Below are 23996 nucleotides of genomic sequence, written 5' to 3'. Positions count from 1 at the left end.
GAAAAACACTCCCGGTTCGGGGCGCAGCAACGGTGGGCAATAATTCATTAAACAGTCGCGCATAAGTAACCGTAGTCAATCAAAAAGAACGTCATTCCGAGCTTGCCGAGGAATCTTGCCGGAGTCATCCGCGCCGCCCACTGGCGCGAGCGAGATTCCTCGGCAAGCTCGGAATGACGTTCTTCTTTATCCGGTTACTTATGCGTGGGCACTTAACGGCCAGTTCGCCAAAGCAACGGCACGCCCAAAAGGCGACTTCTGGACTATCCTTTCAACAACGGCCAAAGCGGATGCGGAACGTCGCTCCTTCGCCCGGCTGGCTGTCCACTGCGATAGTGCCGCCGGTGGCCTCCACAATGCGGTGAACCAGGTACAGGCCCACGCCGGTGCCGGGGGTGTGGGTGTGCAGACGCCGGAAGAGCTGAAACAGCTCCGCGCCGTGCTTGTCGGCGTCGAAGCCCAGCCCGTTGTCTTCCACCACCAGCACCGGGCAGCCCTGCTCCGCCCACACCGAAACATGGATGCGGGCCGGGCGCGCGGGGTCGGCGTACTTGAGCGAGTTGCCCAGCAGGTTGAGCAGGATGGTGCGCAGGTTGGCCCGGGCAAAGGCCAGGACCGGCCAGGACGTAAAATCCGTGGTGATGCGGGCCCGAGCCGCCCGCACCTGCGGCTCCAGGGCATTGATTACCTCTTCGGTCAGGTCGTCGAGCGACACCCGCTCCGTGGGCGCCAGGCTGGTTTGCTGAGCCTGGCCCAGGGTGGCCAAATCATCGATGGTGTTGCTCAGCTGCTGCAGCGCCTCGCGCACCATGGGCACGAGCAGCTGCTCCTCGGACGGTTCCGCAAATACGACGCTGCGCTGCAACTCCAACAAGAGCCCGGCGAGGTTATTGACGGGCTGCTTGAGGTCGTGGGAGGCCGCGTACACGAAGTTGTCCAGGTCCTGATTGGTGCGGGTGAGCTGCTCGTTGGCTTGCTTGAGCTCGGTGATGTCGATGGCTGAGCCCACGTAGCCGTACAACTCGCCGCCCGCCAGGTAGCTCGGCGCCCCCTGGGCCAGCATCCACCGGAACTGCCCGTCGTGGCGTAGCATGCGGAGCTCCAGCACGAAAGGAATGCGCTGCGCGATGGCCTCCGACAAGGTATGTTGGGTCAAGGCGAGCTCGTTCGGGTGGACGTAGGTACGCCAGCCCGTGGCGATGTATTCTTCCTCGGTGCGCAGCCCCACAAAGTCGAGAAAGGCCCGGTTGAGGTAGCGCACGGACGAATCGGGGTTCGCGGCCCACACCAGGTTGGGGGCGGCGTCGGCCATGGTGCGGAAGCGCGCCTCGCTTTCCTGCAGCTCGGCGGCGTAGGCTTCGAGGCGCTGGCGGGCCTGGGCCAGGTCGGTGACGTCGGCGGCCGTGTTCAGCACGCCGTACACCTGCCCTTGCGCGTCGCGCAGCGGGGTAAAGCTGTAGTTGTAACAGTACGATTGCAAGCGACCGTCGATGAGCAGCTCCACCCGTTCGTTGCGCAAGTGCAGGGCCTCGCCGGTGGTCAGCACCTGCTGCAAGTGCTGGAAAATGGCCTGCCCGACCAGCTCGGGCAGCACGTCGGCAACGCGCTGGCCCAGAACGTTCGGCCCTTTGCCCCAGGCCGTCAGCAGGGCCTCATTGGCGACCTGAATGCGCAGGTCGGGGCCCACGTACACGCCGATGGCAAAGGAGGCGCTTTCAACCAGGGCGCGGACCTGCTGCTCGCTGGCTTCCACCGCGTGCCGGGCGCGGACTTGCTCGGTCACTTCGTAGGCAAACACGAGCACGCCGTCCACGGCGCCCGCGGCGTTGCGGCGGGCCTGGTACGTAAAGGTCGCGACGACTTCCTCCAGCGGGCCGTTCTCGTCCCGGGCCAACTGCAGGGGCAGCTCGTGGGCCACGAAGGTTTCGCCCGTGTCGTACACGCGCTGGAGTTCGTCGAGCAACGGCAGGCCGATTAGTTCGGGCAGGGCCACGAGCAGGGGCTTGCCCAGCAGCGCACGGCCGGGAAAAACGCGCTGGTAGGCGGGGTTCACCAGCTGGTACACCAGCTCCGGGCCGTCGAGGATGCAGATGGGCGCCGGGGCCTGCATGAACAAGTTGTGCAATTGCCGCTGCTGCGCCTCGCGCTCCTGGCGGGCCAGCACCTGCTCGGTGACGTCGTAGGCGAAAACGGAGACGCCGGCCACCGCGCCGCTTTCCCGGTAGGCCTGGTAGGTGAAGTTGTAGTTGCCGGTGCGCGGCACTTCCCCCGGGGCGGGCGGCGGCGTGAAGGGCAGCTCCTGGCCGTAGTAGGTTTCGCCGGTTTGGTAGGCGCGGTCCAGCAGGGCCACGAAGCCCTGCGCGGCCAACTCCGGCACGGCCTCCACCACGTTCAGGCCCACCAGCTGGCAGCCGGGGAAGATGGCCTGGTAGGCGGGGTTCACGTACTCAAACCGGTGGCCGGGGCCACGCAGCAGGGCAACTACGGCCGGGGTTTGCTCGAATATCTGGTAGAGCAGGGCCCGCTGGTCGGCTTGGTGCTGGGCGGCGACCAGCAGGTCGGCTTGCAGGGCCAGCGCGGCCCGGGTGCGCTCCTGCACGCGGGTTTCCAGCTCCTGGTTGAGCTGCTCCACCTGCTGGCGGACGCGCACCTGCTCCGTCACCTCCACGGCATACGCCAGGATGCCGGTGATGCGCTCCGGTCCGTCGTACACGGGCTGGTACGTGATGTTGAAATAGCCGTGGTAGGACTGCGGGTCCTGCCCGATGCGCACCAGCCGTTCTTGGAAAGTGCGCGTCCGGCCCGTGGTCAACACGTCGGCAAACACCTGCTCGAAGCCCTGGCCGGCCAGGTCGGGCAGGGCTTCGAAATGCGGCCGGCCCTGCACCTGCGCCACGGGCCGCCCCCAAATCTGGCCCATGCGGGGGTTGGCCCATTCCACCACGAAGTCGGGGCCGCGCAGCAGGCCCATGGCCACGGGCGCCTCCTGGAAGATGCGCCGCAACTCGGTGCGCTGCTGCTCGGCGTCGGCGCGGGCGGCTTGTTCGGCGGCCTGGCTTTCGCGCAGCTGCCGCTCGGCCAAGCGGTTGGCGGTGATGTCCTGGACGGAATGAATAATGAACTGCACCTGCCCGGCCGCGTCGAGCACGGGCGTGTGGCGCGGCTGCCAGTGGCGCTCCACAAACCCGCCGGGCTGCGCCGGGTCGGGCACGTCGTAATGCTGCGGGGCCATTTCGTGCGGCCGGCCGGTGGCCATTACCTGGGCGAGCGAGGCGCGCACGTTGGCCACGGCGTTGGCCTCGGGGTTGTCGGGGTTGTCGGGAAAGGCGTCGAAAATGAACTGCCCGACGATGGCGGCTCGCTGGGTCAGGGTCGCGGCCAGGTAGTCGTCGCTGGCGCCCACTATCACCCACTCCGGCGACAACAATAGCGTGGCGCCAGGTTGGGCATTGAAGACGGGCAGTAAGTCAACCGGGGACAAGGTTGTGGGCATCAAGACAGCGTTGGAGGCGGAGTTGTCAATACGAAAGTCAGGCGCACAGGACTACGGCAGCCGTGAAATGAAACGAGCGGGCCAGCTGGTCCGCTCGTTTCAGCCGTAGCCCCCAACTCGAAGTAGACCTGGCAAAGGGCTAAACAGGCTAGTCGGTTCATGCCCTCAGCGCTCAGTGTCCAGCGTCGACGGGAGCCTCGCCGGTGCTCAGGCCCAGCCTCCTGACCAGCGGCCCGATGCTCAGGCCCTGCACGATGATGCTGAAAATCACCACCACGTAGGTGACGCCCACAATCAGGTCGCGGGGCATGGACTCGGGCAAGAACAAGGCCAGGGCCACCGAAATGCCGCCCCGCAGCCCGCCCCAGGTCAGCGCCCGCAGGGTTTGGCGGTCGAAGGGGTAGCGGCGCTGGAGCAGCACCAGCGGCAGGCCCACCGACACCCAACGGGCCACGAGCACCAGCACAATGACCACCAGGCCCACCAGCTTTTTGAGCTTGTCGCGGCCCTGCAAGGGGGTGCTGCGCAGGGCAAAGCCACGCCCTTTTAAGTTCTGAAAACACACCTTAATCGTCCAGCGCTTGCGGTACAATTGGCTTAAAAACGCGGGCGTGGCCGTGCCGAAAAAACCAAGCGGTGAACCAGGAACAAAAAGGTGGCCCGTAACAGGCCGCCTTTTATGTCAGCTTTCAACCAGTTGATTAGCTGGCGGCCTTGGTTAGTGCTTGAGCAGCAGGTGTGGCAATGCGCCTGGCAGCTTCGAATTACGGGCTATTCAAGCCATGACGCGGGCGCGGCTCGTGATACTTGGTGGCTTGGAGCAACAGCGCCGCCGGCCCTGGTTAGAAAATTGGGCGTTGTTTAACAACTAAGGTTAAATCTCCAAGTCAGGCGTGCTCGTGATTGGGTTTGCAAATTAATGTATTGTAAAACAATGTGTTATGTGACAAATAGATAAAAAAATAGTGGCGTAATCTTTTGCTTGTGCTAATCCCTTTCAGCTGCCTCAAGGAAAGTGTAAGAATACCTTCTGACGATGCTTTGGCGGGGGTATAAGCACCTCACTACGAGCAGTCAAGTCGATTGGCTACAAAGTCGGAGGTTATCTCCTACTGTTCAATGATTTCCAACTTTAAAGTAGTCCCCCCGTTAAGCGAACTCATTCGTTGGAGTTGTGTAGCCTCCGCGCAGACCAGGCGATTGCCGCGGCCCGCGCCTGTTTTTTCATTTTTAACCGAAAATACCATGAGCTTTCTCTCCCCGCACACCCCGCTGGCCCTTGCCCCGCCGCCCGCCGCCCTGCTGCGCCGCTCCTTCCTCAAGTTTACCGGGCTCGGCTTCGCGGGGGTGGCGCTGGCTGCGGCCGGTTGCCGCATCAACAAAGACGAGGAGACGGACAGCGTGGAGGTGGGTAAGCATGATTTGGCCATCCTGAACTATGCCTATGCCCTGGAGCAGCTGGAAGGGGCCTACTATGAAAAGGTGGTGGCTGGGTTTTACACTGGGGCCACGGAAATGGAAAAAGACCTGCTCACCGACATCCGCAACGACGAAATCGCCCACCGCGAATGGTTTCGTCAGGTGCTGGTCTTGAAAAAGGTACCCAAGCTGGAGTTCGATTTTTCCTCCATCAATTTCACGGACCGCCGCAGCGTGCTCACCACGGCCCGCACGTTTGAAGACCTCGGGGTGTCGGCCTACAACGGAGCGGGCCAGCTGCTGGCCCTTTCGCCGTTTCTCAACCACGCCGGCAAGATTGTGTCGGTCGAAGCCCGCCACGCGGCCACCATCCGCAACCTGCTCGCCTTCGGCAGCTTCGCCGACAGCGACGTGGTGGATGCCAACGGCCTGGACGTGGTACGTACGCCGCCGCAAGTAATGGCCTTGGCCGATAAATACTTCGTGACCAAAGTAAAGGTTGACGAACTCCCCACCCACTAGTAGCCTCCAAACGCCATGAACCTGACCAATCTATTCGACGAAATTGCCCGCGTGGACCCCGAGGTGTACGACCGGGTGGATGCCCGCCGTGGTGTCATCAACCGCTTTGCTCGCGTGGGCTCGCGCCTGGCTGCCGCCGCCGTGCCCGTGGCCCTCGGGGGCTTGTTTAACAAAGCCTACGGCCAGAAGCTGCCCACCGACGTGTTGGAGGTACTTAATTTTGCCCTGACCCTGGAACATTTGGAAAGCCGGTTTTACCAAACCGCCGTGGGCACGCCCGGCCTATTGCCGGCCAAGGATAAAATCAACGTCATCCGCGACCACGAGATGAAACACGTGAAGTTTTTGCAGCAGGCCATTACCTCGGCCGGCGGCACGCCCGTAGCCGAAGGCAAGTACGATTTCACCGGCAAGGGCACCTTCCCGAACGTGTTCAGCGACTACAAGCAATTCCTGCAGGTGGCCCAAGCATTCGAAGATACCGGCGTGGGCGCTTACAAAGGCCAGGCCAGCGCGTTGAAGTCCTCGAACGCGATACTCACCTACGCCCTGCAGGTGCATTCCGTCGAAGCCCGCCACGCGGCCCATATCCGGTTTATCCGCATGGTGAACGGCTACGCCAAGGTGAAGCCTTGGATTGTGGGCGACGACAACACGAAAGGCACGCCAACGGAGCGCATCTACCAGCGCGAGTCTGACCACCGCCAGGTGCTCATCAACATTGAGGGCATTGGGGGCTACAATGTGGGCGATGCCGCCACCTCCAGCTTTGATGAGCCCCTGCACAAAGACGAAGTGCTGGCGATTATCAAACCCTTCTTGGCGTAACCCGGCGGGGTGGCCCGAGAAGTAGCACCGTCTGACAGGTTTGCATGGGTGCCCCCCCGGAAGCGGATGCCTCTCCCGGTACCGCGTCACCGACGGGAAATGAGCGAATGAAAATCCACACTGGAATGGCCAATCACCGGCAGCTAGCTCGCGATTGGCCATTTTTGTGCGAAGGAAATACGGCGTTCACGCGGACTTGCGATGAGTTATTTTAGCATCAGAATTATTCGTACTAAGGCATTCCGGTACCCACTATGAAAACCCAAGCGCAGGCGGCGCTTTGAGTGCTGGCGGGGCTGACACGCGCTGGGCCGTCGGCGCTGTTGATGGGTAGGTAGCGCTTGAGCCGGCGGGTGCCGGGGATGGTGGAATAATAAAAAGTCCGGGCCGTGCGAGCGGTTCGGCGCTACTGGAGAGGCCCCAGCGGCACCGGTGTCGGTGAAGCTTTCGAAGACTTGGGAGCCGGCGCGGGACGTGTTTCTATTTTGCTGCTACACGGGCTTGCGCTACTTTGTGAGCCCCCTGGTGCAGATGGACGCCACCGTGGGCCAGGGCTCGGCGGGGCGTGTGCCGGGGCGCATCATCGCCACTCGGTTCAGAAAGCTGGAAATTCCGCGTTAACGACCTTCGGCCACCCCGCTCCCGTGACCGAATAACTCTTGGCCCGGCAAGCCGGCCCTTTTACCTGGCTCGACATCGCCAACCCGAAAGTGGGCGAGCTACAGGCCGCGGCCACGCAGTATAACCTGCCCGACGCACTGGTGCGCGACTACCTGGAGGCCCACGTACCTGCCCAATTTTGAGGCCACCAACGGCCTGGACTTCGTAATTTTGCGGGTGTACGCCACGCCCCAAACGGCCGAAGCCGACACCATCCAAAAGCTAACTACCAAAATTGCGGTGTTTTACGCCGCTAAGTGCTTGTTCTAAATTAACTGTGCAATCAGAACGTCATGTTGAGCTTGTCGAAACATCTCTACCGCTTCGTCAGGGTCGTTCAACGAAGCGGTAGAGATGCTTCGACAAGCTCAGCATGACGCCCTAATACCTCGTTTAATTTTGTGCAGACACTTAACTACCTAATTACGTTGCACCGACGGGCGCCGAATCCACCACTTGGCTGCCGACCCGTTGATGGGCAAGCCTGTTTTATTAATCTAACCGCCCCCACCGTGAATCCCAATTCCCCTTCCGCCGCCCCCATCACCAACGCCGAGCGGGCCGCGCGCGGGCAAGCCTCCACGCTGCTGGGCATCGGGGCCAACGTGGCCCTGGTGCTGGGCAAGGGCACCGCCGGTGTGCTGGGCAACTCCTACGCCCTGATTGCCGACGCCATTGAGTCGGCCACCGACATCGTGAGTTCCGGCATCGTGTGGCTGGGGCTGCGCACCGCCGCCCGCGAGCCCGACGACAATCACCCCTACGGCCACGGCAAGGCCGAGCCCCTGGCGGCCCTGCTGGTGGCGGGCGCCCTGATGGCGGCCGCGGCCTACATTGCCTACGAGAGCCTGGTGCGCATCCAAACCCCGCACTCGTTGCCGGCTAAGTTTACGCTGGCGGTGCTGGCCGTCATCATTGCCCTCAAGGAAACACTCTACCGCCGGGTGCTGCGCGTGGGCAACGAGGTGGACAGCAGCGCCGTGAAGGCCGACGCCTGGCACCACCGCGCCGACGCCATCACCTCGGCCACCGCGTTTGTGGGCATCAGCATCGCCCTCATCGGTGGGCCTGGCTACGAGAGCGCCGACGATTGGGCCGCGCTGGTGGCCTGCGGCTTCATCCTCTACAACGCCTGGCACATCTTCCGGCCGGCTTTCGGCGAAATCATGGACGAAGCCCCGGGCGGTACTTGGGTGGCAGACATCCGCGCCCTGGCCGAAGCCGTGCCCGGCGTGGTGGCCACGGAGAAGTGCTTCGTGCGCAAGATGGGCTTTGAGTTCTTCGCTGACCTGCACATCGTGGTAGACGGCACCATCAGCGTGCGCGAAGGCCACGCCATTGCAGGGGCCGTGAAAGCCGCCATAAAGCGGGCCCGGCCGGCCGTGTACAACGTGCTGGTGCACGTGGAGCCCCATGACTAAGTGCTTGTTCTAAATTAGTTATGCAATCAGAACGTCATGCTCATCTGGCGTCCGCGGAATCGAAGTATCTCTCCCGCTTCGTTGCACCGGCTCAAGCGAAACGGTAGAGATGCTTCGACAAGCGGACGCCAGATGAGCATGACCGTTTCAGAATGATTTTAGCTAACCCAAACAGGAGCTTCTAAGCCTGACTCAGGCTGATTTCGGCCACTGCGGCGGTGCTGCCGCCCGCGTCGTCATCCGTCACCAGCACCAGCTCGAAGCGCCCGGGCGCCAAGTGTTGCCGCACGGCCAAGCCCTCCACCTTGCCCAGGTAAGCGCGGCCATCGGCCCAGGCCAGGCGGGCAAAATTGGCGGTGCCGGCCGGCACGTCCAGCACCCCCACGAACGAGCCGAGCACCTCGCCGTCGAGCACGGCATCGGCGGTGTTTTCCACCGATGCCGACACGAACAGGCAATTATCGACAAACGTGGCCCCGGAAAATCCCGCCGGACAGCCGTCAATCAGCGGAAGTTCAAAAACTAATTGGTGCGCAGCTGGCACCGGCGCATTTCCTTGCAAAAAGTCCAGCACCGCCGCCAGCGGCAGCACAAAGAGTAGCGCCGCATCGGCTCGCCCCACCGTGCGCTGAAACAGCAGCAGCTCGGTAGCAGTGGTGGCCGCAGCCTCCAGATTGAGGACGACGCAGCTGGGCAGCTGGGCTCGCAAGGCATCGTAGAGCGCCGTGAGGTCCACGGCCTCGGGCACCTGGGGGCTCTCGGTGGGCACGAACCAGCCGCGGGCGCGAGTGGGCAGGCTGCCCGAGCCGAGCAGCAGCAAGCCGGGCCGGCCATCGGGCCAGGTAAGGGCGACCAGGCACTCCAGGTCGGGTTTTTCGGGCTTGGGAATGCGGCCGGTGGCAAAGCCAGTGGCATCGAACAACGGCACCCGACCGGTGGACGCCAGCGTGGTCGCGTCGAGCTGGTAGAGGTAGGGCGAGTCGTCGCCGATGACGTAAGCAGTGTCGCCAATAATTTCGATTCCGGAGGCGGACGACAGGCCAGGCAGGATGATTTCGGAATGGATAGTAGCCATCATAGAAGAATGGGTAGGGCGGTTTTTTGTAATGCCCCGGCCGGGGCCGGCGATTCATCGCCAAAGCTCCGGACAAATAACAACCCGCTCTGCCAACTATCTTGCCGCCGCGCTCGTCCTGCGCTCCTTTCCCATGCCTCCTTACTCCCCCGGCCTGCACATTCTGGCCACGTTCACGGCTCCGCCCCTCTCCCTGTGCGACGCCGAAGCCTGCCGCGCCTTTTTCGATACCCAGGTAGTCGCCTTCGGGCTGGAAAAAGTGGGCGAAGCCTACCACTCCTTCCCAGCCGATACCAGTGGCGCGGGCGGCTTCACGGCCGTACTGGCCCTCACCGAGTCGCACCTGAGCATTCATACCTGGCCTGAGCACGGGCTGGCCACATTCGACGTGTTTCTATCGAATTTCCGACGGGATAACGCGGCTACCGTACGCGGCATTTACGCGGCTACGCTGGCGTTTTTCGGTGGCACCGAGCAAGCCAAAACCGAAGTGCGCCGATGAGTGACACCGCTACTCCCCGGCCCGAATCGGCCCAGCTGGCTTGCCCCGAATGCGGCACGCTCATCACCTATTACGATGTGGAAGGCAGCGAATACTACGCCTGTGCGAGCTGCCACGCCTATTTCAAGTACTCGGGTGAAAGCAAGCCCAAGGTGCTGGGCAACTACAAAAGCGTACCGCCCCCCGAGCTTGGCCTGCTGCCGATTGGTACCACGGGCACGTTGGCCGGTCAGCCCTGCCGGGTGGTGGGCCTGGTGGAGCGCGCCGAACTGGCCCGCAACGGCAAGCTGCAGTACCGCTGGCTCGAATATCAGATTTACCAGCCTGTCACTGACGACTACGCCCAACTGGCGGTGTTCAAGGGCCACTGGACGGTTATCCGGCCCGCCAAGCAGACTTTTAAAGTAAAATCGCCCAGCACCAGGCACGCGCGTGTCGAGGTTTCTGGAGAAACTTATAAAATCTACAACCGCTACCAGTCGCGGGTGGTGTGGGCCGTGGGCGAGTTCGACTGGAACATCGAAGGCGACGACCAACTCCGCTTCGCTGAGTACATCAGCCCGCCGACCATGCTCATTCAGGAGCGCAATAAGGACCGAGAAACCTGGTACCGAGCCGAGCATATTGAACCGCGTGCGGTGGCCGCTGCCTTCAACGTTAAACCGGGCGATATGCCCGCGCAAGACGGCGTGGGCGCAGTGCAGCCCGACGCCGTGCGCGCCACCATTCCGGCCCTGACCTTGCTTACTGGGCTGGCCCTGGGCTTGCTGCTGCTGGCGCAGGTACTGCTCATCAATCGGCATCCGCCCACGACGCTGCTATCGGAAAACCTGCAGGTGGTGGCCGACACGGCCGCCGCCCCCGGCACGGGCCGGGTTCTGGTGTCGCCCTCCTTCACCCTCGGCCACCAGGCCGCGCTGGAAATTGACCTGACCGCCACCCTCAGCAACCAGTGGCTGGAGCTGCCGGTGAGCCTCGTGAACGAGCAAACCGGCCAAGGCTTCGAATTCACTAAAAACATTGAATTCTACAGCGGAGTGGAGAGCGGCGAAAACTGGAGCGAAGGCAGCCGCGACGCTGATGCGGTGCTCGCCCAAGTACCCGCCGGCCGCTACCACCTCAACTTCTACCCCTTCACCGAGGCCGGACCTGCCGCCCCCGCCATTGTCGTGCGGGTGGTGGCCGACCCGGCGCTGTGGTCAAACTTTTTCGTTGTGTTTTGCCTGCTGCTGCTCTATCCCTTATACCAATACATCCGGCGCGCCAGCCACGAAACCCAGCGTTGGAATGAGAGCGACTACGGCCCCATCAACGCATAACTCTTCACGCTATGCTCGAACAACTCTGGAATTTCCTGCGCCCGGTGCGCCTCTACGCGCTGCTGCTGCTTTTGCCGCTGGGCTGGTTTGCCTGGGGGGCCACTACTAGCCGCCGCCTGCTCGGCGACGACAACGAAAGCACCGAAACCCTGAACGCTTCGTCGCCGGGGCACCGGGGCGGCGGCCATGCCCGTTTTTACCACAAGTAACCCTTTCGCTTTTGCTCATTCGGCCCGCGCGCGGCCTCTTTTCTTTCCGCTCATGGAATACCTCAACCCCAAAGCCTTCGCGGCTTCCATCGTGTACTCGCTGCTCGGCATCGTCATTCTGGTGGTCAGCTTTTACCTGTTTAATAAGCTGACGCCCGGCACCTTACGCAAGGAAATTATCGAAGACCACAACAACGCCCTGGCTATTCTCGGCGCGGCGTTCATGCTCTCGATGGCCCTCATTATCAGCGCCGCCATTCATGGCTGAGTTGCTGGAAGCCGGACCGGCACCGTCGCTCACCGCCGCGCCCGGCCCGCCCGCGCCCGATGCCCGGCTGCCCGGCCTGCTGCTGGCGGCGGTGGCCGTCATCGCCACCTGCGGGCTGATTTACGAGCTGATTGCCGGCACCCTGGCCTCCTACCTACTGGGCGATTCGGTGACGCAGTTCTCGACCATCATCGGGGCCTACCTCTTCGCGATGGGCATCGGCTCGTGGCTGTCCAAGTTTCTGGACGGGCCGCTGCTGCGCTGGTTTATCCGGCTCGAAATTCTGGTAGGCATCGTGGGCGGCTGCATGGCTCCGCTGTTGTTTCTGAGCTTCGAGTACGTGGCCTCGTTCCGGCTGTTGCTCTACACGCTGGTGGGCCTCACGGGCATTTTGGTGGGGCTCGAAATCCCGCTGCTGATGCGCATTCTGGAGCACCGCTACCCGTTTAAGGACCTGGTGGCGCGGGTATTCACCTTCGACTACATCGGGGCGCTGCTGGCTTCGCTGATTTTCCCGCTGGTGCTGGTGCCGCAGCTGGGGCTCATTCGCACTTCCCTGGTTTTCGGGGCCTTGAACCTGGCCGTGGCCGCCGTGGTGCTGGTCCGCTTTCCCGAAACGCGGCCTTACCGGCGGCGCTTCGGCGCGGGCATTGCGGCGGCGCTGCTGGGGCTGGGAGTGCTGTTTGTGTTCGCCAATAAGCTGCTGGCCTACACCGAAACCCTGGCGTTTCAGGGCCAGGTTATCTACTCGAAATCGACGCCTTACCAGCGCATTGTGCTCACCCGCAACCCGCGCGAGCTGCGCCTCTTTCTCAACGGCAACCTGCAGTTCAGCTCCGCCGACGAGTACCGCTACCACGAGGCCCTGGTGCACCCGCTATTGCAGGCGCTGCCCCAGGCCCGCCGCGTGCTGGTACTGGGCGGCGGCGACGGCTTGGCCGTGCGCGAGCTGCTGAAATACAAGCAATTGCAAAGCATTCGCCTGGTCGACCTCGACCCCGGTATGACCGAGCTGTTCCAGCACAACGAGTTACTACTAGCCCTGAACAAAGGCTCCTTGAACAACCCCAAAGTGCAGGTCCTCAACGCCGACGCCTACCAGTGGGTACGCCAGGACACCACGCGCTACGACGCCATCATCGTCGATTTTCCCGACCCTGGCAACTACTCCATTGGCAAGTTGTATTCGGCCGCGTTCTACACGGCGCTGGCCAAGCGGCTGGTTCCCGGCGGGCGCATGGTGGTGCAAAGCACCTCGCCCTATCTGGCCCGGCAGTCGTTTTGGTGCGTGGCGCATACGCTGGCGGCGGTGGGCCTGCACACCATTCCTTACCATTTATACGTGCCTTCCTTCGGCGAGTGGGGCTACGTGCTGGCTGGCCCCGACACCCACTGGCGCGGCGATGCCGGACCCTTGCCAGCGGGATTGCGCTACATCACCCCCGCCACCATTCACGACATGCTCCGCTTCCCACCCGATATGAGCGAGATTCCCACCGAGGTTAACCAATTGAATAACCAAGCCTTGGTGCGGTATTTCGAGGAAGATTGGGGGCCGTACGTGCATTGATGGGCAGTTGACAGCCAACATTGCAGCGTCATGCCGAGCGCAGCCGAGGCATCTCGCGTGCAGCAGTAAATCAATCGTGAGGACGAGGCGAGCGAGATGCCTCGGCTGCGCTCGGCATGACGTTCTTTTTTAATCACTGACCACTAATTCATTGGTTACTACCCCACGCGAGATGGTTCGGCTGCGCGGACGCCAGCCGCGCCAACCCGCTTTTTTAATTCTTAATTCTTAATTTTTAATTCCCTTGCCCACCCGTCGCTCCTTCCTGGCCCAAAGCGGCGCGGCGCTCACCAGTGCGTTGCTGCTCCCGGCCCTGCCCGGCTGCGCACCGACCAACCCGCTGGCCCACATCAAAGGCCAGCTGCTGGGCCCCGATGCTGCGACCGGCCACTTGCTGCGCGACCCCAGCCGCATTCCCACCCCTACCCACACCCTCGATACCGATGTGCTGATTATCGGCGGCGGCGTGGCGGGGTTGGCGGCCCGGCGCTGGCTGCACCGCCACGGCCAATCCAATACCCTGCTCGTGGAGCTGGCTGGCGAGGCGGGCGGCAATTCCAGCGCCGGCCACAATGCCGCATCGGCCTACCCCTGGGGCGCGCACTACCTCCCCGTACCCGACGTGCGCAACGTGGAGCTGCTGGCGTTTTTGCAGGAAGCCGGCACGCTCACCGGCTACGCGCCCGGCGGGCTGCCCATCTACAACGACTACCACCTCTGCCACGACCCCGAGGAACGGCTCAACATCCAGGGCCACTGGCAGGAAGGACTGGTACCCAGCCTGGGCCTGAGCGCTGCCGACCAAGCCCAGTTCGCCCGGTTTTTCAAGCTGATTGAGACGCTGAAAACGGCGCGGGGCCGCGATGGGCGCGACGCCTTCTGCATTCCCCTCGCCCACGCTTCGACCGATGAAGCCTACCGCCAGCTCGACCAATTGACCTTCGCCGCCTACCTCGACCGCGAGCAGTTCACCACGCCCGCCCTGCGCTGGTACCTCAACTACGCCTGCCGCGACGACTACGGCGCGACCGCCGCCCAGGTATCGGCCTGGGCCGGGCTGCACTACTTCGCCAGCCGTAAGGGCCGTGCCCACAACGCCGGCTCCGGCGATGTACTCACCTGGCCCGAGGGCAATAATTTCCTCGTCAAAAGCCTCATTGGCCAGGCCGACGCGCCCATTCAGCCCCACACGCTGGCCTACGCTTTGCGCGAAACCGCCACCGGCATCGAGGCCCTGACCTACAACGTGGCCACCCGCCAAAGCACCCGCGTGCGGGCCCGGCAAGTGCTGCTGGCCACGCCTCAGCACGTAGCGCACCGGTTGCTGACCGCCGTGCCCGGCCACCAGTTACCCCCACCCGATAGCCTGCACCACGCCCCCTGGCTCGTTGCCAACCTCACCGTGGCGGGCCTGCCCCAGGGCCCCGGCCGCCCCCTAAGCTGGGACAACGTGCGCTACGACAGTCCCTCGCTGGGCTACATCAACGCCACCCAGCAGTCGCTTAAGCAGGATGATAGCGGCCCTAAAGTAATCAGCCTCTACTGGCCGCTCACCGACGAGGCCCCCGCCCTGGCCCGCCGTCGTGCCTACCAAACGCCCTATGCCGAATGGCTGCCCCGCGTGGTAGCCGAGCTCGAAACCTACCACCCCGGCGTGACGCCCTACCTGCAGCAGGCCGACCTCTGGGTGTGGGGCCACGGCATGGTAGCCCCCACGCCCGGCCTGCTGTGGGGGGCGGCCCGGCAGGCCGCCATGCGCCCCGTGCGTAACCGAATTTTCTTTGCGCACACCGACTTCAGCGGCATCTCTATTTTTGAAGAAGGGTTTTACCAAGGGATTCGGGCGGCGAAAGAAATGCTAGCTGTCATCTGAGATGCTGCCCGTCAAGTCCCTGCCCCAACCCTGGATTCGCTCAGCCCGCTACGATGGCCTGCTCATTCTGGCCCCGCCGTTTCTGGCGCTGCTGGTGGTGCTGGTGCTGCCCGCCCCCTACCGCAGCACGGCCCAGATGCCGCTGCTGGCCTGGGTGGCGCTGGTAGTGCTCATCGACGTGGCCCACGTCTACGGCACGTTATTCCAAACGTATTTCGACCCGCTGAAACGGCGGCAGCGGCGCACGCTGCTATGGGTGGTGCCGGTAGCGTGCTACTTGGCGGGTGTGGCCTTGCACAGCTTGGGCGGGTTGGTGTTTTGGCGGGTGCTGACGTATCTGGCGGTTTTTCACTTCATTCGGCAGCAGTATGGCTTCCTGCGGATTTATGGGCGGCAGGAGGCGCCGGCTCCCGGCCGCTGGCTAGGCACGGCCCTCATCTACTACGCCACTATCTACCCGCTGCTGTACTGGCACCTATCGCCGGGCCGCAATTTCAACTGGTTTATCGACGGTGAATTCGTGCAAACCGACTGGCCCGCCGCCCGCACGGCCGCCACGGTGCTCTACGTCGGCCTGATTGCCGCCTACATCAGCCGCGAAGCCTGGTTCTGGTACCGCACCCGCCAACTTAACCTGCCGCGCAACCTGCTGCTGGGCGGCACGCTGGTATCGTGGTACGCAGGCATTGTGTGGTTCAACGGCGACTTGGCCTTCACGCTGCTCAACGTGGTGTCGCACGGCATTCCGTACCTGGCGCTGGTCTGGCATGGAGGCGCGGTCCGTTCGCAGACACCCGCGCCACCGCGTCGCGGAGCCTGGGCCGGGCGCTACGGGCTGGCCGTCTTTCTGGGCGCGGTGGTACTATTTGCTTTTCTGGAAGAAGGCCTTTGGGACGGGCTGGTGTGGCGCGAGCACGGCCGCGTGTTCACCTGGTTTCAGCACCTGCCAGCCGTGGCTAACCCGGCGCTGCTCATGTGGCTGGTGCCGCTGCTGGCCCTGCCACAGTCCACGCACTACGTGCTGGACGGCTTTATCTGGCGACGGCAGAAGTAGCCTGGACTCTGCGAGTCCGAGCGCGAGCAGAGCGAGCATACGGAACCAGACGAGTTTGGACGCGAGCTGCTCGCTACGCTCACCCTCGGACTCGCAGAGTCCAAGCTACTTCACAATTACCAGCTCCACGCGGCGGTTCAGGCGGCGGGTTTCCTCTCGCTCGTTGCCGTAGCGGGGCTTGGTACCGCCGAAGCCCACGGTGGCAATGCGCTTTTCGTCCACGCCCCGGCCTACCAGGTAGCGCTTCACCTCGGCCACCCGGTCTTCGGAAAGCTGCTGGTTTTTATCGGCGGGGCCCACGTTGTCGGTGTGGCCTTCGAGGCGGACTTCAATAGCGAAGTTGGCCTGCAGGGCAATGGCCAGGCGGTTTAGCTCGATGTAGGACGAGCCGAGCAGCGTGGCCTTGCCCTGGGTGAAAATGATGGCTAGCAAATCAACCTTGGCTCCCACGGCGGCGGGCAGCAGCAGCAGGTCGCGCCGGGGCGAGCCGGTGGCAATCAGCGTGTCGCCCATGGTCAGAAACCCGCCACCGAGCGCCGCCAGGTAGTACTTGCCCGGTAGCAGCGACATCTGGTAGTTGCCCGAGTTGTCGGCCTTGCTGGTGGCGTTGAACTGCGTGCCCACCTTACTTATCAGGTTGGCTTTCACCACCGCGCCGGGCACGGGCTGCTTGGTGCGGGCATCAAGTACCCGCCCACTCAGAAAAGCACGGCCGCTGCTTTCGCTCGCCTCGGCCACCACGGGCTTAGGTAGCGAATCGGCAGGTACGGGGCGGCCGGTGCGCCAGATGTCCTTGGTGCCGTTGGGCGTGGCCGAGGACGAGAAGTACGCCGTTTTGCCGTCGGGCGTCAGGCTCAGGAAAGCGTTGAAGCCGGGACCGTTGAGGGCCGGGCCCAGGTTGCGGGGCTCACTCCAGCGGGTCCAACTCTCGTCCAGCCGCTGGCTCACGAACATATCGGCCGAGCCGTAGCCCATGTGGCCGTAGGAGGCGAAATATAGCGTCTTGCCATCGGCGGATAACCAGGGTGCAAAGTCGAAACCGGGCGAATTCAGCACCGCCCCCAAGCTCTTAGGCTCTGAGTAGCCGCCGCTGCCATCGGGCCGGCTCAGGTAGATATCATTACCGCCTTCCGAGTCGCCGCGCTCGAGCGAGAGCAGCAGCGTCTGGCCATCCGGCGATATATAAAAGCCCGTGCCAGCCACGGCCGAATAGAAGTTGGCAATGCGCAGGGCCTCAGGCCGCACACTTTTGGGCGTGGCCCCGGCCGCTACGGCGGCCGCCTGCGCCACCCGGCTCAGGCCTTCGTCCCGGAAAGTACCGTCGCGCTCGTAGGTACCGCGCACCAGCAGCAGCTGGCCGCCGGTGCCCGTGGTGGCCTCCACAGCGTTGTTCTGCGGCGTATTCAGGCCGTCGAGGCGCGTGGGGGCGCTCCAGGTCTTGCCCTTATCCGGGCTCTGGCTCAGCCAGGCATCGCCGGAATCGGTGTTGCCCTCGGTGTTGCCGGCAAACTTAGTGCGGGCGAAGTACAGCGTGTTGCCATCCGGGCTAATCACGGGATGCACCTCGTTGCCGGGCGAATTCACGGCCCCGGCCAGCGGCTGCGGGGCACCAAACGGCGAAGCGCCTTCCAGCACGTTCAGCCGCAGCCGAAACAGCCGCCACTGCTGGCTGGCGCGCCCGTTGCCACTCTGGGCCAGGATGGGCGTCCCGTTGAATTTATCGGCCGACGCCAGGGCGGCTACCTTGGTTTCGCTCTTGTTTTCGAGCTGGTAGCTGCCGGCGGGGCCCGCTGGCACCAGCCGCCACTGCTGTTGCGCGCTGCCCTGAAACGGCCGCTGCACCAGGGCGGTATTGTCGCCCGCCTTGTCCACTGTGAGACACTGGCCGCTGTGCCGAACCTCGATACGGTAGTACTCGCTGCCAACGCGCACCGGCACAAAGCGCCACTGCTGGCTGGGGGCGTGCGTGAATTCCCACTGCACGGCGGCGGCCCCGCTGGCGGTGCTGGCCCCGGTCACATCCAGGCAGCGCCCGCTGCCCCGGTCAATCAGCCCGTAATACGCCCGCTCATCGGGCACAAAAGGCGTTTGGGCGGTGGCAAAAAACGGCAGCAGTAAGCACAGCGACAGGAATCGAAGCATCGGTGGGGGCGCGCCGAAAGGCAGCGCGCTTGGGTGAACAGTGCAAAAGAACGGCGGGAAAGCTGAAACGAGGCCCTGGAAACCCAATCGCCAACGCGACAATGCTCCCGATTCGTATCGGCGGAGCAGCGGGCGGTCCATTTCCGCAAACGCTGCGCGGGCCGCTTCCGGCAGCGCAGTGGTTGCCCGCAATGTAACGGTTAGGCACCATTGGCAGTAAACACCAGAAAGCTCCTTGTATTCACCCACATCCACTCTTCCGCCCCATGCGCAAAGGCACCAAAGTCACCTGGAAATACGGCACCGGCACCGCCACCGGCAAAATCGAATCGATGCACAAAGAAGCCGTAGCTCGCACCATTAAGGGCGCTGAAATTCACCGCAACGGCTCGGCCGAGGACCCAGCGCTGGTCATCGTGCAGGAAAACGGCGACCGGGTGCTCAAGCTCAAAAGCGAAGTGAAAGCGGCAAAATGACACCTTCTGGGGCATACCGCTTCATAGAAAGCCACTGAAGGCCCCGCTAACGGCGCAGAATGGTCACGGCGGCGTTGCCCTCGGCCACCACCGGGCTGCCATTGAGCCCAAACCGCCGCCGGGTGTTGATGGGGCAGGCGCAGCAGCCAAAAAGCCCCGCCGGTACCAACCGACGGGGCTTTGAACTACTGGCAAATGGCCGATTGACTGGCCTAGAAGTTGTCCTTATCAGGCTCAATGAAGGCTTGCTCGTCCATTTCGGTGGGTACCACCACGATGCCCTGCTGTAGCTTGGAATTGCGGCGGCCGTAGATAAAGTACACGATAAAGCCCAGCAGCATCCAGCCCACGGCCACTTGCAGCGTGAAGGTATCGAGGCCAATAATGAGCAGGATGCACACCAAAGCGCCCATAATGGGCACGAGCGGAAAGCTGGGCGATGAAAGCGGCGAACGGAACGGCCGGGGCTGGTCCGGGTCGGAGCGGCGCATAATCCACACACCAATACTCACCAGCACAAACGCCAGCAGCGTACCAAACGAAGTAAGGTCGCCGGCCAGCGAGCCGGGCACGAAAGCCGCGAACAAGCCCACGAACACCATCAGCATGAGGTTGGACTTGTAGGGCGTGTTGAACTTGGGGTGCAGCTCGGAAAAGGCTTTAGGCATGAGCCCGTCCTTGGCCATGGAGAAGAACACGCGGCTCTGGCCCATGAGCATCACCAGGATAACCGAGGTGAAGCCGAGCAGGATGCCCACCGTGACGGCCGTAGCCAGCCACTCGTAGCCGGGCATGTGCGCCCGAATGGCATACGCCACGCTCGCCTCGCCGCCCAGGGCGGGGTCGGCAAATTCACGCCAGTTGGCCACGCCCGTCAGTACGTGCCCGAACAGGATGTAGAGGACCGTGCAAATGGCCAACGAACCCAGAATGCCGATGGGCATGTCGCGCTTGGGGTTTTTAGCTTCCTGCGCGGCCGTGCTCACGGCGTCGAAGCCGATGAAGGCGAAGAACACAATACCCGCGCCGCCGATGATGCCGCCCAGGCCGTGCTTGTTCCAGTTTTCGTAGGTGCGCACCACCTCGCCAGCGGCGTTTTTCACCACGGCATCAGCCGGAATCAAGTAAGGCGTGTGGTTGGCGGGGTTCACAAACTGCCAACCCACGGCGATGAAGATAATGACAATCAACACCTTCAGCACCACCACCACGGCGTTGAACAGCGCCGACTCCTGCGTGCCTTTCACCAGTAGCAAGCTCAGGGCCACGATGACCAACAGGGCGGGCAGGTTGATGAGGCCGTGCGTGTCTACACCATTGACCAGAGCGTGCTCGAAAGGCGAATGGCTTAGGTTATATGGTATTCGGGTGCCGAAGACCTCCAGGAGCTTGTTCAGATACTCGCTCCAGGCAATGCTCACGGTGGCAGCCCCCAGGGCATATTCCATAATCAGGGCCCAGCCAATGACCCAAGCCACAAACTCGCCCATGGTGGTGTAGGCGTAGGTATAAGCCGAGCCCGCAATGGGAATCATAGCGGCAAACTCGGCGTAGCACAAGCCCGCGAACACGCAACCAAAAGCGGCCAGAATAAAAGCCAGCGTCACGCCGGGGCCCGAAGCCTGCGCCGCCGCGTTGGCGGTGCGCACAAACAGACCCGCGCCGATAATGGCGCCCACGCCGAGGGCCACCAGGTTGCCCGCGCCCAGCGTGCGCTTCAGCGCGCCGTGCCCGGAAGAATTGGCCTCACCCAAGAGAACAGCCAGGGGTTTTTTGGCGAAAATACTTGCCATGTGTTAGATGTAAAGAAGGAAGAAGTGTGAAATAAATAAGGGATGAAACGAGACCATCCGTTGTTACGGGCAATGAAATTGACCGCTGGCGTAGCTATGGGGCCGAAATATAGGCAGCAAATTCACTCCGTGGCCCAACGGCCACCATCTTTCCTCTTGTACTTTCCTCGCTTCCGCCTGCTGATATTGCCCTTAAACTTGAGCCACTACCCGGCATCCAAGCTGCGTTCACCTTCTATTTTATTTATGAAAAAGCTCCTGCTTATCGCTGCCTGCGCAGCCGTTACCACCGCCAGCCAGGCCCAGGCCCCAGCTGCTGCCATGCCAACTGCGCCCCCCACGGCCGGCCCCCAAAAAGGGAGCGACCCGCTGATTGAACGCCGGGTGCAGTACCTGGCCAAGGAACTCGGCCTGAGCGCCGACCAGCAAACCCGACTGCAACCCCTGCTGCTGGCCCAGCGCCAACAACTGCAGCTGCTACGCGAGCAGCGCACCACTGGCGGCCGCCGCCAAGGCACCGCCCAGGACCTCAAAGCCGCCCAGGCCAAGTCCGACGAGCAGCTTAAAATCGTGCTCACGCCCGCGCAGTACGCCAAGTTCGCCGCGATGCGGGACGAGCAGCGCGACAAGATGCGTGAGCGCCGGGCGGCCGGGGCCGCGCAGCCCGCCGGCCAGCCGGAATAAGCAGCCGCTTCATCCGCAAAAGCCGCCAGTTGGTCGTGTGCAAGGGAATAGCGCTGCCTGAAGGCGGTTTCCAGGTTAGTGTACAGGAATATTTGTAGGGGCGGGGCTTGCCCCCGCCCGCCGTTTGCGCTGGTTCAATGATAACCGTTTAACAACGGGCGGGGGCAAGCCCCGCCCCTACATCGTGCCGACCTGTACACTAACCTGGAAACTGCTCTAAAGGTGGTTCTGGCGCATCGCTTGTAAATATCCTGGCAAGTGTCGCCGCTGTTGCAGGCCCGGCCTTTCCCCCACCCTTCACTCACTTTCCCAATGAAAAAGACGCTGTTTCTGCTCGCCGCCCTGGCCCTGACCACCGTCGGCACCAGCTTCGCCCAGACTACGCCCGCGACTACCTCCATGGTGAAGGCACGTAAACAAGCCCCCAAATCACCCACCCAAAAAGCTGACCGCCACGCCGGCAAAATGGCCAAGGAACTTGGCCTAACCGCCGACCAGGAGGCCAAAGTGGAGCAACTGCTCCTGTCCCGCCAGCAGGAGAGTGCCGCGCTCAAGACCAAATACGGCACCAACAAAAAGGCCGGCCGCCCCGAAATGAAGGCCGCCCACGAGCGCTACGAGGCTCAGATGAAGACTATTCTCACGCCCGAGCAATTTGCTAAGCTTGGTCAGATGAAAGCCGACCACCACAACCACGGCAAAATGAAAGCCGGCGATAAAATGAAGATGAAAGCCTAATCGTTCGTTTTAACATAAAGCAAAGAGCCCCTTACTATTAGGTCGGGGCTCTTTGCTTTTAAAGTACTGCGCAAATCAGATGCAGATTTCTCCCTAATGGATTAATTCTGGTTGAGCTACTCTTTTAAAAAATTGGGCGGTGGTCTAAAGTGAGATGATTTTGAATCTGATGACATTAAAGCGGCTTTCGAAAAAGCGGCTTTTACTGCTCCCCAAAAGCGTGTTCTGCTTCTCGACTAATTGATTAAATTTTGGTTTTTATCCTGCTTTAGACCACCGCCCCTGGTCGTACGCGAGTACCGCAATGGCTATTGTGTTTTAGCTACTCGTAAACTTCGCGTCAGGCCAGTAGTAGCTGTTAAAACAAAGTGGTAGAGTCCTGCCGGCTGGCTTGACAAATCAATGATGCGGCGGGTGTCTGACACCTTCTCTTGCTGACACAAGCGCCCAACTCCATCATAAATCCGCACTTCTTCCTGTCCTTGCAGTCTTCCTTCTATCTGCACTGTCGCAGAAGTGGGGTTTGGATAAGCCCCGAGTGTGAATTCTGCTCCCAGCGGATTTTTCGCAGCCAGTGCAACACCGGTATAGCGCATTATCATCGGCTGATTGGGTGAACTATCTCCTAGGTCAGTTGCTGCCCATATATGGGTGGGGCTCGTTGCCATCAGACGTTTAATGGCCCCACTCGAGAAGTTCGTGTAGGAAACTTGCCAGGTTGAGCCGTAGTCACGGCTAATTGCCCCTCGCACCAACGCCAGGTTGCTTGCTCCAGGATACCTGAAGTCAGTGCTGATATAAGTACCAGGCAAGCCATGCACTGCGGTAATCGCCGTAAGCTCCGGCTGACCACTAAACGCTATGTCAGTCCACGACAGTCCCCCATCAGTTGTCCGCTTGAGCTTTGGAGTATACGGAACGGTAGAAGTATCGTATCCATAGGACATTCCGTGCAACCCATCCTCCTCAAAAGTGACTGCCCCCGAGCTGGGGGCAACCGTCCAGGTAAGGCCCATATCGGTGGTGCGCAGTAGGTTCATACCAACAGTTTGCCACAAAGTACTAGCAAATCCTGTTTTCGGCCCAAGGTGCAGGCCCAGCGTATTGACAACTGTGGCACCTAGTGAATTAGGTACCGCAACCCACGTGAAACCACCGTCCGTCGTTCTTTGAATCGGCCAAGTAATTGCGCCCGCTCGTACAGTAGTTATGGCAATGCCAACTGTGGAGTTAAAGAAGTGGATGCGAGCGAATCCAGCTGGTAATACATTAATGATGGGAGTAAAGCCTCCCGGACCAGTAGTGGTGCGCAGCAGCGAAGAGACACGATTATTAATATTATGTTTCAGAATCCAAGCGGTTTGAGCGTCTACGGCAGAAATTTCGGTTATGTAATTACCCGAAGCCGGCGTTGTATTTGTTGAGTTATTCCAGTTTGACATGGGGGCTTCTTGCCAGCTCAGGCCACTGTCACCCGTGCGAAACACTCTGTCATGGTAATAGGCTAGACCAGGACCCGCGTGAACCCTTTCGCGCGCCAGGCACCAAAGCGTGCTTGTTTGCGGCGAACTCCACTCCATCACATTGCCAGCCCACTGTTCCAATGAGTACACGGGTGTGCCAGGCATCGCTACCCACGGCACCTGCGCGAAGGTAATTTGCGGTGCTGCAATCGCCAGAATTAAAGTAATTAGTATCGTTTTCATCATTACATTTTTTCAGCAAATTTTGGATTGACCCTTGGAATGCGATAAGACTCTCACTTTTGCATATCATCCACTACGCTAAAGGTATGTGATGAAAAAACTATTTTTCATCACGGAAGATTTTCTCCCCCTTGGCCGCATGTATTGCCAGGGCTTTCCTGGATTCGTCCAAGCTTCATACCTTGGAATCACAACCGGTAGCTGACGCCTTGTGCCGTATCCCTTGGGCATGCTGGCGTATTGT

At 61.9% G+C, this 23996-nt stretch carries 22 protein-coding genes; 15 read left to right on the top strand and 7 right to left on the bottom strand.

The window, feature by feature from the left end; translation table 11 throughout:
• Positions 1 to 271: 271 nt before the first annotated feature.
• Both IEW17_RS04640 and IEW17_RS04635 read right to left on the bottom strand, forming a co-directional pair.
• Entirely contained in the window at positions 272 to 3493 is a 3222-nt protein-coding gene (locus tag IEW17_RS04640) for a PAS domain-containing sensor histidine kinase (RefSeq protein WP_188560858.1), read from the bottom strand.
• A gap of 172 nt (positions 3494 to 3665) precedes the next feature.
• On the bottom strand, positions 3666 to 4085 hold the full coding sequence (locus IEW17_RS04635; protein ID WP_188560857.1) for a cation:proton antiporter domain-containing protein: 420 nt from the start codon (positions 4083 to 4085) through the stop codon (positions 3666 to 3668).
• A 653-nt stretch (positions 4086 to 4738) separates the two neighbouring features.
• Between IEW17_RS04635 and IEW17_RS04630 the strand changes: the two genes are divergently transcribed.
• The 5 genes from IEW17_RS04630 to IEW17_RS04615 all read left to right on the top strand — a co-directional run bounded on the left by IEW17_RS04630 (position 4739) and on the right by IEW17_RS04615 (position 8343).
• Complete coding sequence (locus IEW17_RS04630; protein ID WP_188560856.1) at positions 4739 to 5434, top strand: ferritin-like domain-containing protein; 696 nt, start codon at positions 4739 to 4741, stop codon at positions 5432 to 5434.
• A gap of 15 nt (positions 5435 to 5449) precedes the next feature.
• Complete coding sequence (locus IEW17_RS04625) at positions 5450 to 6262, top strand: ferritin-like domain-containing protein (RefSeq protein WP_188560855.1); 813 nt, start codon at positions 5450 to 5452, stop codon at positions 6260 to 6262.
• Positions 6263 to 6700: 438 nt separating this feature from the next.
• Positions 6701 to 6883, top strand: a complete 183-nt coding sequence (locus IEW17_RS20820; RefSeq protein WP_229748815.1) for a hypothetical protein — start codon at positions 6701 to 6703, stop codon at positions 6881 to 6883.
• A 38-nt stretch (positions 6884 to 6921) separates the two neighbouring features.
• Positions 6922 to 7065, top strand: coding sequence for a hypothetical protein (locus IEW17_RS04620; protein WP_188560854.1), 144 nt, complete (start codon positions 6922 to 6924; stop codon positions 7063 to 7065).
• 369 nt (positions 7066 to 7434) lie between these two features.
• A complete protein-coding gene (locus IEW17_RS04615) occupies positions 7435 to 8343 on the top strand; it encodes a cation diffusion facilitator family transporter (protein WP_229748814.1) in 909 nt (302 codons plus the stop codon).
• Positions 8344 to 8524: 181 nt separating this feature from the next.
• Here IEW17_RS04615 and IEW17_RS04610 read toward each other — a convergent pair whose 3' ends face one another.
• On the bottom strand, positions 8525 to 9421 hold the full coding sequence (locus IEW17_RS04610) for a DUF6929 family protein (protein ID WP_188560853.1): 897 nt from the start codon (positions 9419 to 9421) through the stop codon (positions 8525 to 8527).
• Positions 9422 to 9551: 130 nt separating this feature from the next.
• Here IEW17_RS04610 and IEW17_RS04605 point away from each other — a divergent pair, with 130 nt between their 5' ends.
• From IEW17_RS04605 to IEW17_RS04575, 7 genes are all read left to right on the top strand, one after another.
• Entirely contained in the window at positions 9552 to 9920 is a 369-nt protein-coding gene (locus IEW17_RS04605; protein ID WP_188560852.1) for an S-adenosylmethionine decarboxylase family protein, read from the top strand.
• Entirely contained in the window at positions 9917 to 11239 is a 1323-nt protein-coding gene (locus tag IEW17_RS04600; protein WP_188560851.1) for a DUF4178 domain-containing protein, read from the top strand. Before IEW17_RS04605 ends, IEW17_RS04600 begins: the two co-directional genes overlap by 4 nt.
• 11 nt (positions 11240 to 11250) lie before the next feature.
• Positions 11251 to 11448 (top strand): hypothetical protein, encoded by a 198-nt coding sequence (locus tag IEW17_RS04595; RefSeq protein WP_188560850.1) that lies wholly within the window; start codon positions 11251 to 11253, stop codon positions 11446 to 11448.
• Positions 11449 to 11500: 52 nt separating this feature from the next.
• Positions 11501 to 11716 (top strand): DUF350 domain-containing protein, encoded by a 216-nt coding sequence (locus IEW17_RS04590; protein WP_188560849.1) that lies wholly within the window; start codon positions 11501 to 11503, stop codon positions 11714 to 11716.
• A complete protein-coding gene (locus IEW17_RS04585; protein WP_188560848.1) occupies positions 11709 to 13286 on the top strand; it encodes a polyamine aminopropyltransferase in 1578 nt (525 codons plus the stop codon). The genes IEW17_RS04590 and IEW17_RS04585 overlap by 8 nt, the downstream gene beginning before the upstream one ends.
• Before the next feature lie 244 nt (positions 13287 to 13530).
• Positions 13531 to 15159 (top strand): NAD(P)-binding protein, encoded by a 1629-nt coding sequence (locus IEW17_RS04580; protein WP_229748813.1) that lies wholly within the window; start codon positions 13531 to 13533, stop codon positions 15157 to 15159.
• A 1-nt stretch (position 15160) separates the two neighbouring features.
• A complete protein-coding gene (locus IEW17_RS04575) occupies positions 15161 to 16213 on the top strand; it encodes a hypothetical protein (protein ID WP_229748812.1) in 1053 nt (350 codons plus the stop codon).
• A 105-nt stretch (positions 16214 to 16318) separates the two neighbouring features.
• On the opposite strand, the gene IEW17_RS04570 is transcribed toward IEW17_RS04575, so the two are convergent.
• On the bottom strand, positions 16319 to 18355 hold the full coding sequence (locus tag IEW17_RS04570) for an RICIN domain-containing protein (protein WP_188560847.1): 2037 nt from the start codon (positions 18353 to 18355) through the stop codon (positions 16319 to 16321).
• A 266-nt stretch (positions 18356 to 18621) separates the two neighbouring features.
• On the opposite strand from IEW17_RS04570, the gene IEW17_RS04565 reads away from it, so the two are divergent.
• Positions 18622 to 18831: a hypervirulence associated TUDOR domain-containing protein gene (locus IEW17_RS04565; RefSeq protein ID WP_188560846.1), complete on the top strand. Its 210-nt coding sequence runs from the start codon at positions 18622 to 18624 to the stop codon at positions 18829 to 18831.
• A gap of 46 nt (positions 18832 to 18877) precedes the next feature.
• Here IEW17_RS04565 and IEW17_RS21220 read toward each other — a convergent pair whose 3' ends face one another.
• Both IEW17_RS21220 and IEW17_RS04560 read right to left on the bottom strand, forming a co-directional pair.
• Positions 18878 to 19000: a hypothetical protein gene (locus IEW17_RS21220; protein ID WP_262891821.1), complete on the bottom strand. Its 123-nt coding sequence runs from the start codon at positions 18998 to 19000 to the stop codon at positions 18878 to 18880.
• A gap of 43 nt (positions 19001 to 19043) precedes the next feature.
• On the bottom strand, positions 19044 to 20624 hold the full coding sequence (locus tag IEW17_RS04560; RefSeq protein WP_188560845.1) for an amino acid permease: 1581 nt from the start codon (positions 20622 to 20624) through the stop codon (positions 19044 to 19046).
• A 246-nt stretch (positions 20625 to 20870) separates the two neighbouring features.
• Here IEW17_RS04560 and IEW17_RS04555 point away from each other — a divergent pair, with 246 nt between their 5' ends.
• Positions 20871 to 21308 (top strand): DUF4890 domain-containing protein, encoded by a 438-nt coding sequence (locus IEW17_RS04555; RefSeq protein WP_188560844.1) that lies wholly within the window; start codon positions 20871 to 20873, stop codon positions 21306 to 21308.
• Between the two features lie 312 nt (positions 21309 to 21620).
• Positions 21621 to 22046, top strand: coding sequence for a DUF4890 domain-containing protein (locus IEW17_RS04550; RefSeq protein WP_188560843.1), 426 nt, complete (start codon positions 21621 to 21623; stop codon positions 22044 to 22046).
• Between the two features lie 308 nt (positions 22047 to 22354).
• Here the strand turns inward: IEW17_RS04550 and IEW17_RS04545 are convergent, their stop codons facing one another.
• A complete protein-coding gene (locus IEW17_RS04545; RefSeq protein ID WP_188560842.1) occupies positions 22355 to 23755 on the bottom strand; it encodes a T9SS type A sorting domain-containing protein in 1401 nt (466 codons plus the stop codon).
• Positions 23756 to 23996 lie beyond the last annotated feature (241 nt).

The organism is Hymenobacter frigidus (assembly GCF_014640435.1).
GTDB classification, from domain to species: Bacteria; Bacteroidota; Bacteroidia; order Cytophagales; family Hymenobacteraceae; genus Hymenobacter; species Hymenobacter frigidus.
Note: the sequence above shows the minus strand (reverse complement) of the source record. Positions and strands in the feature narration are given on the sequence as shown.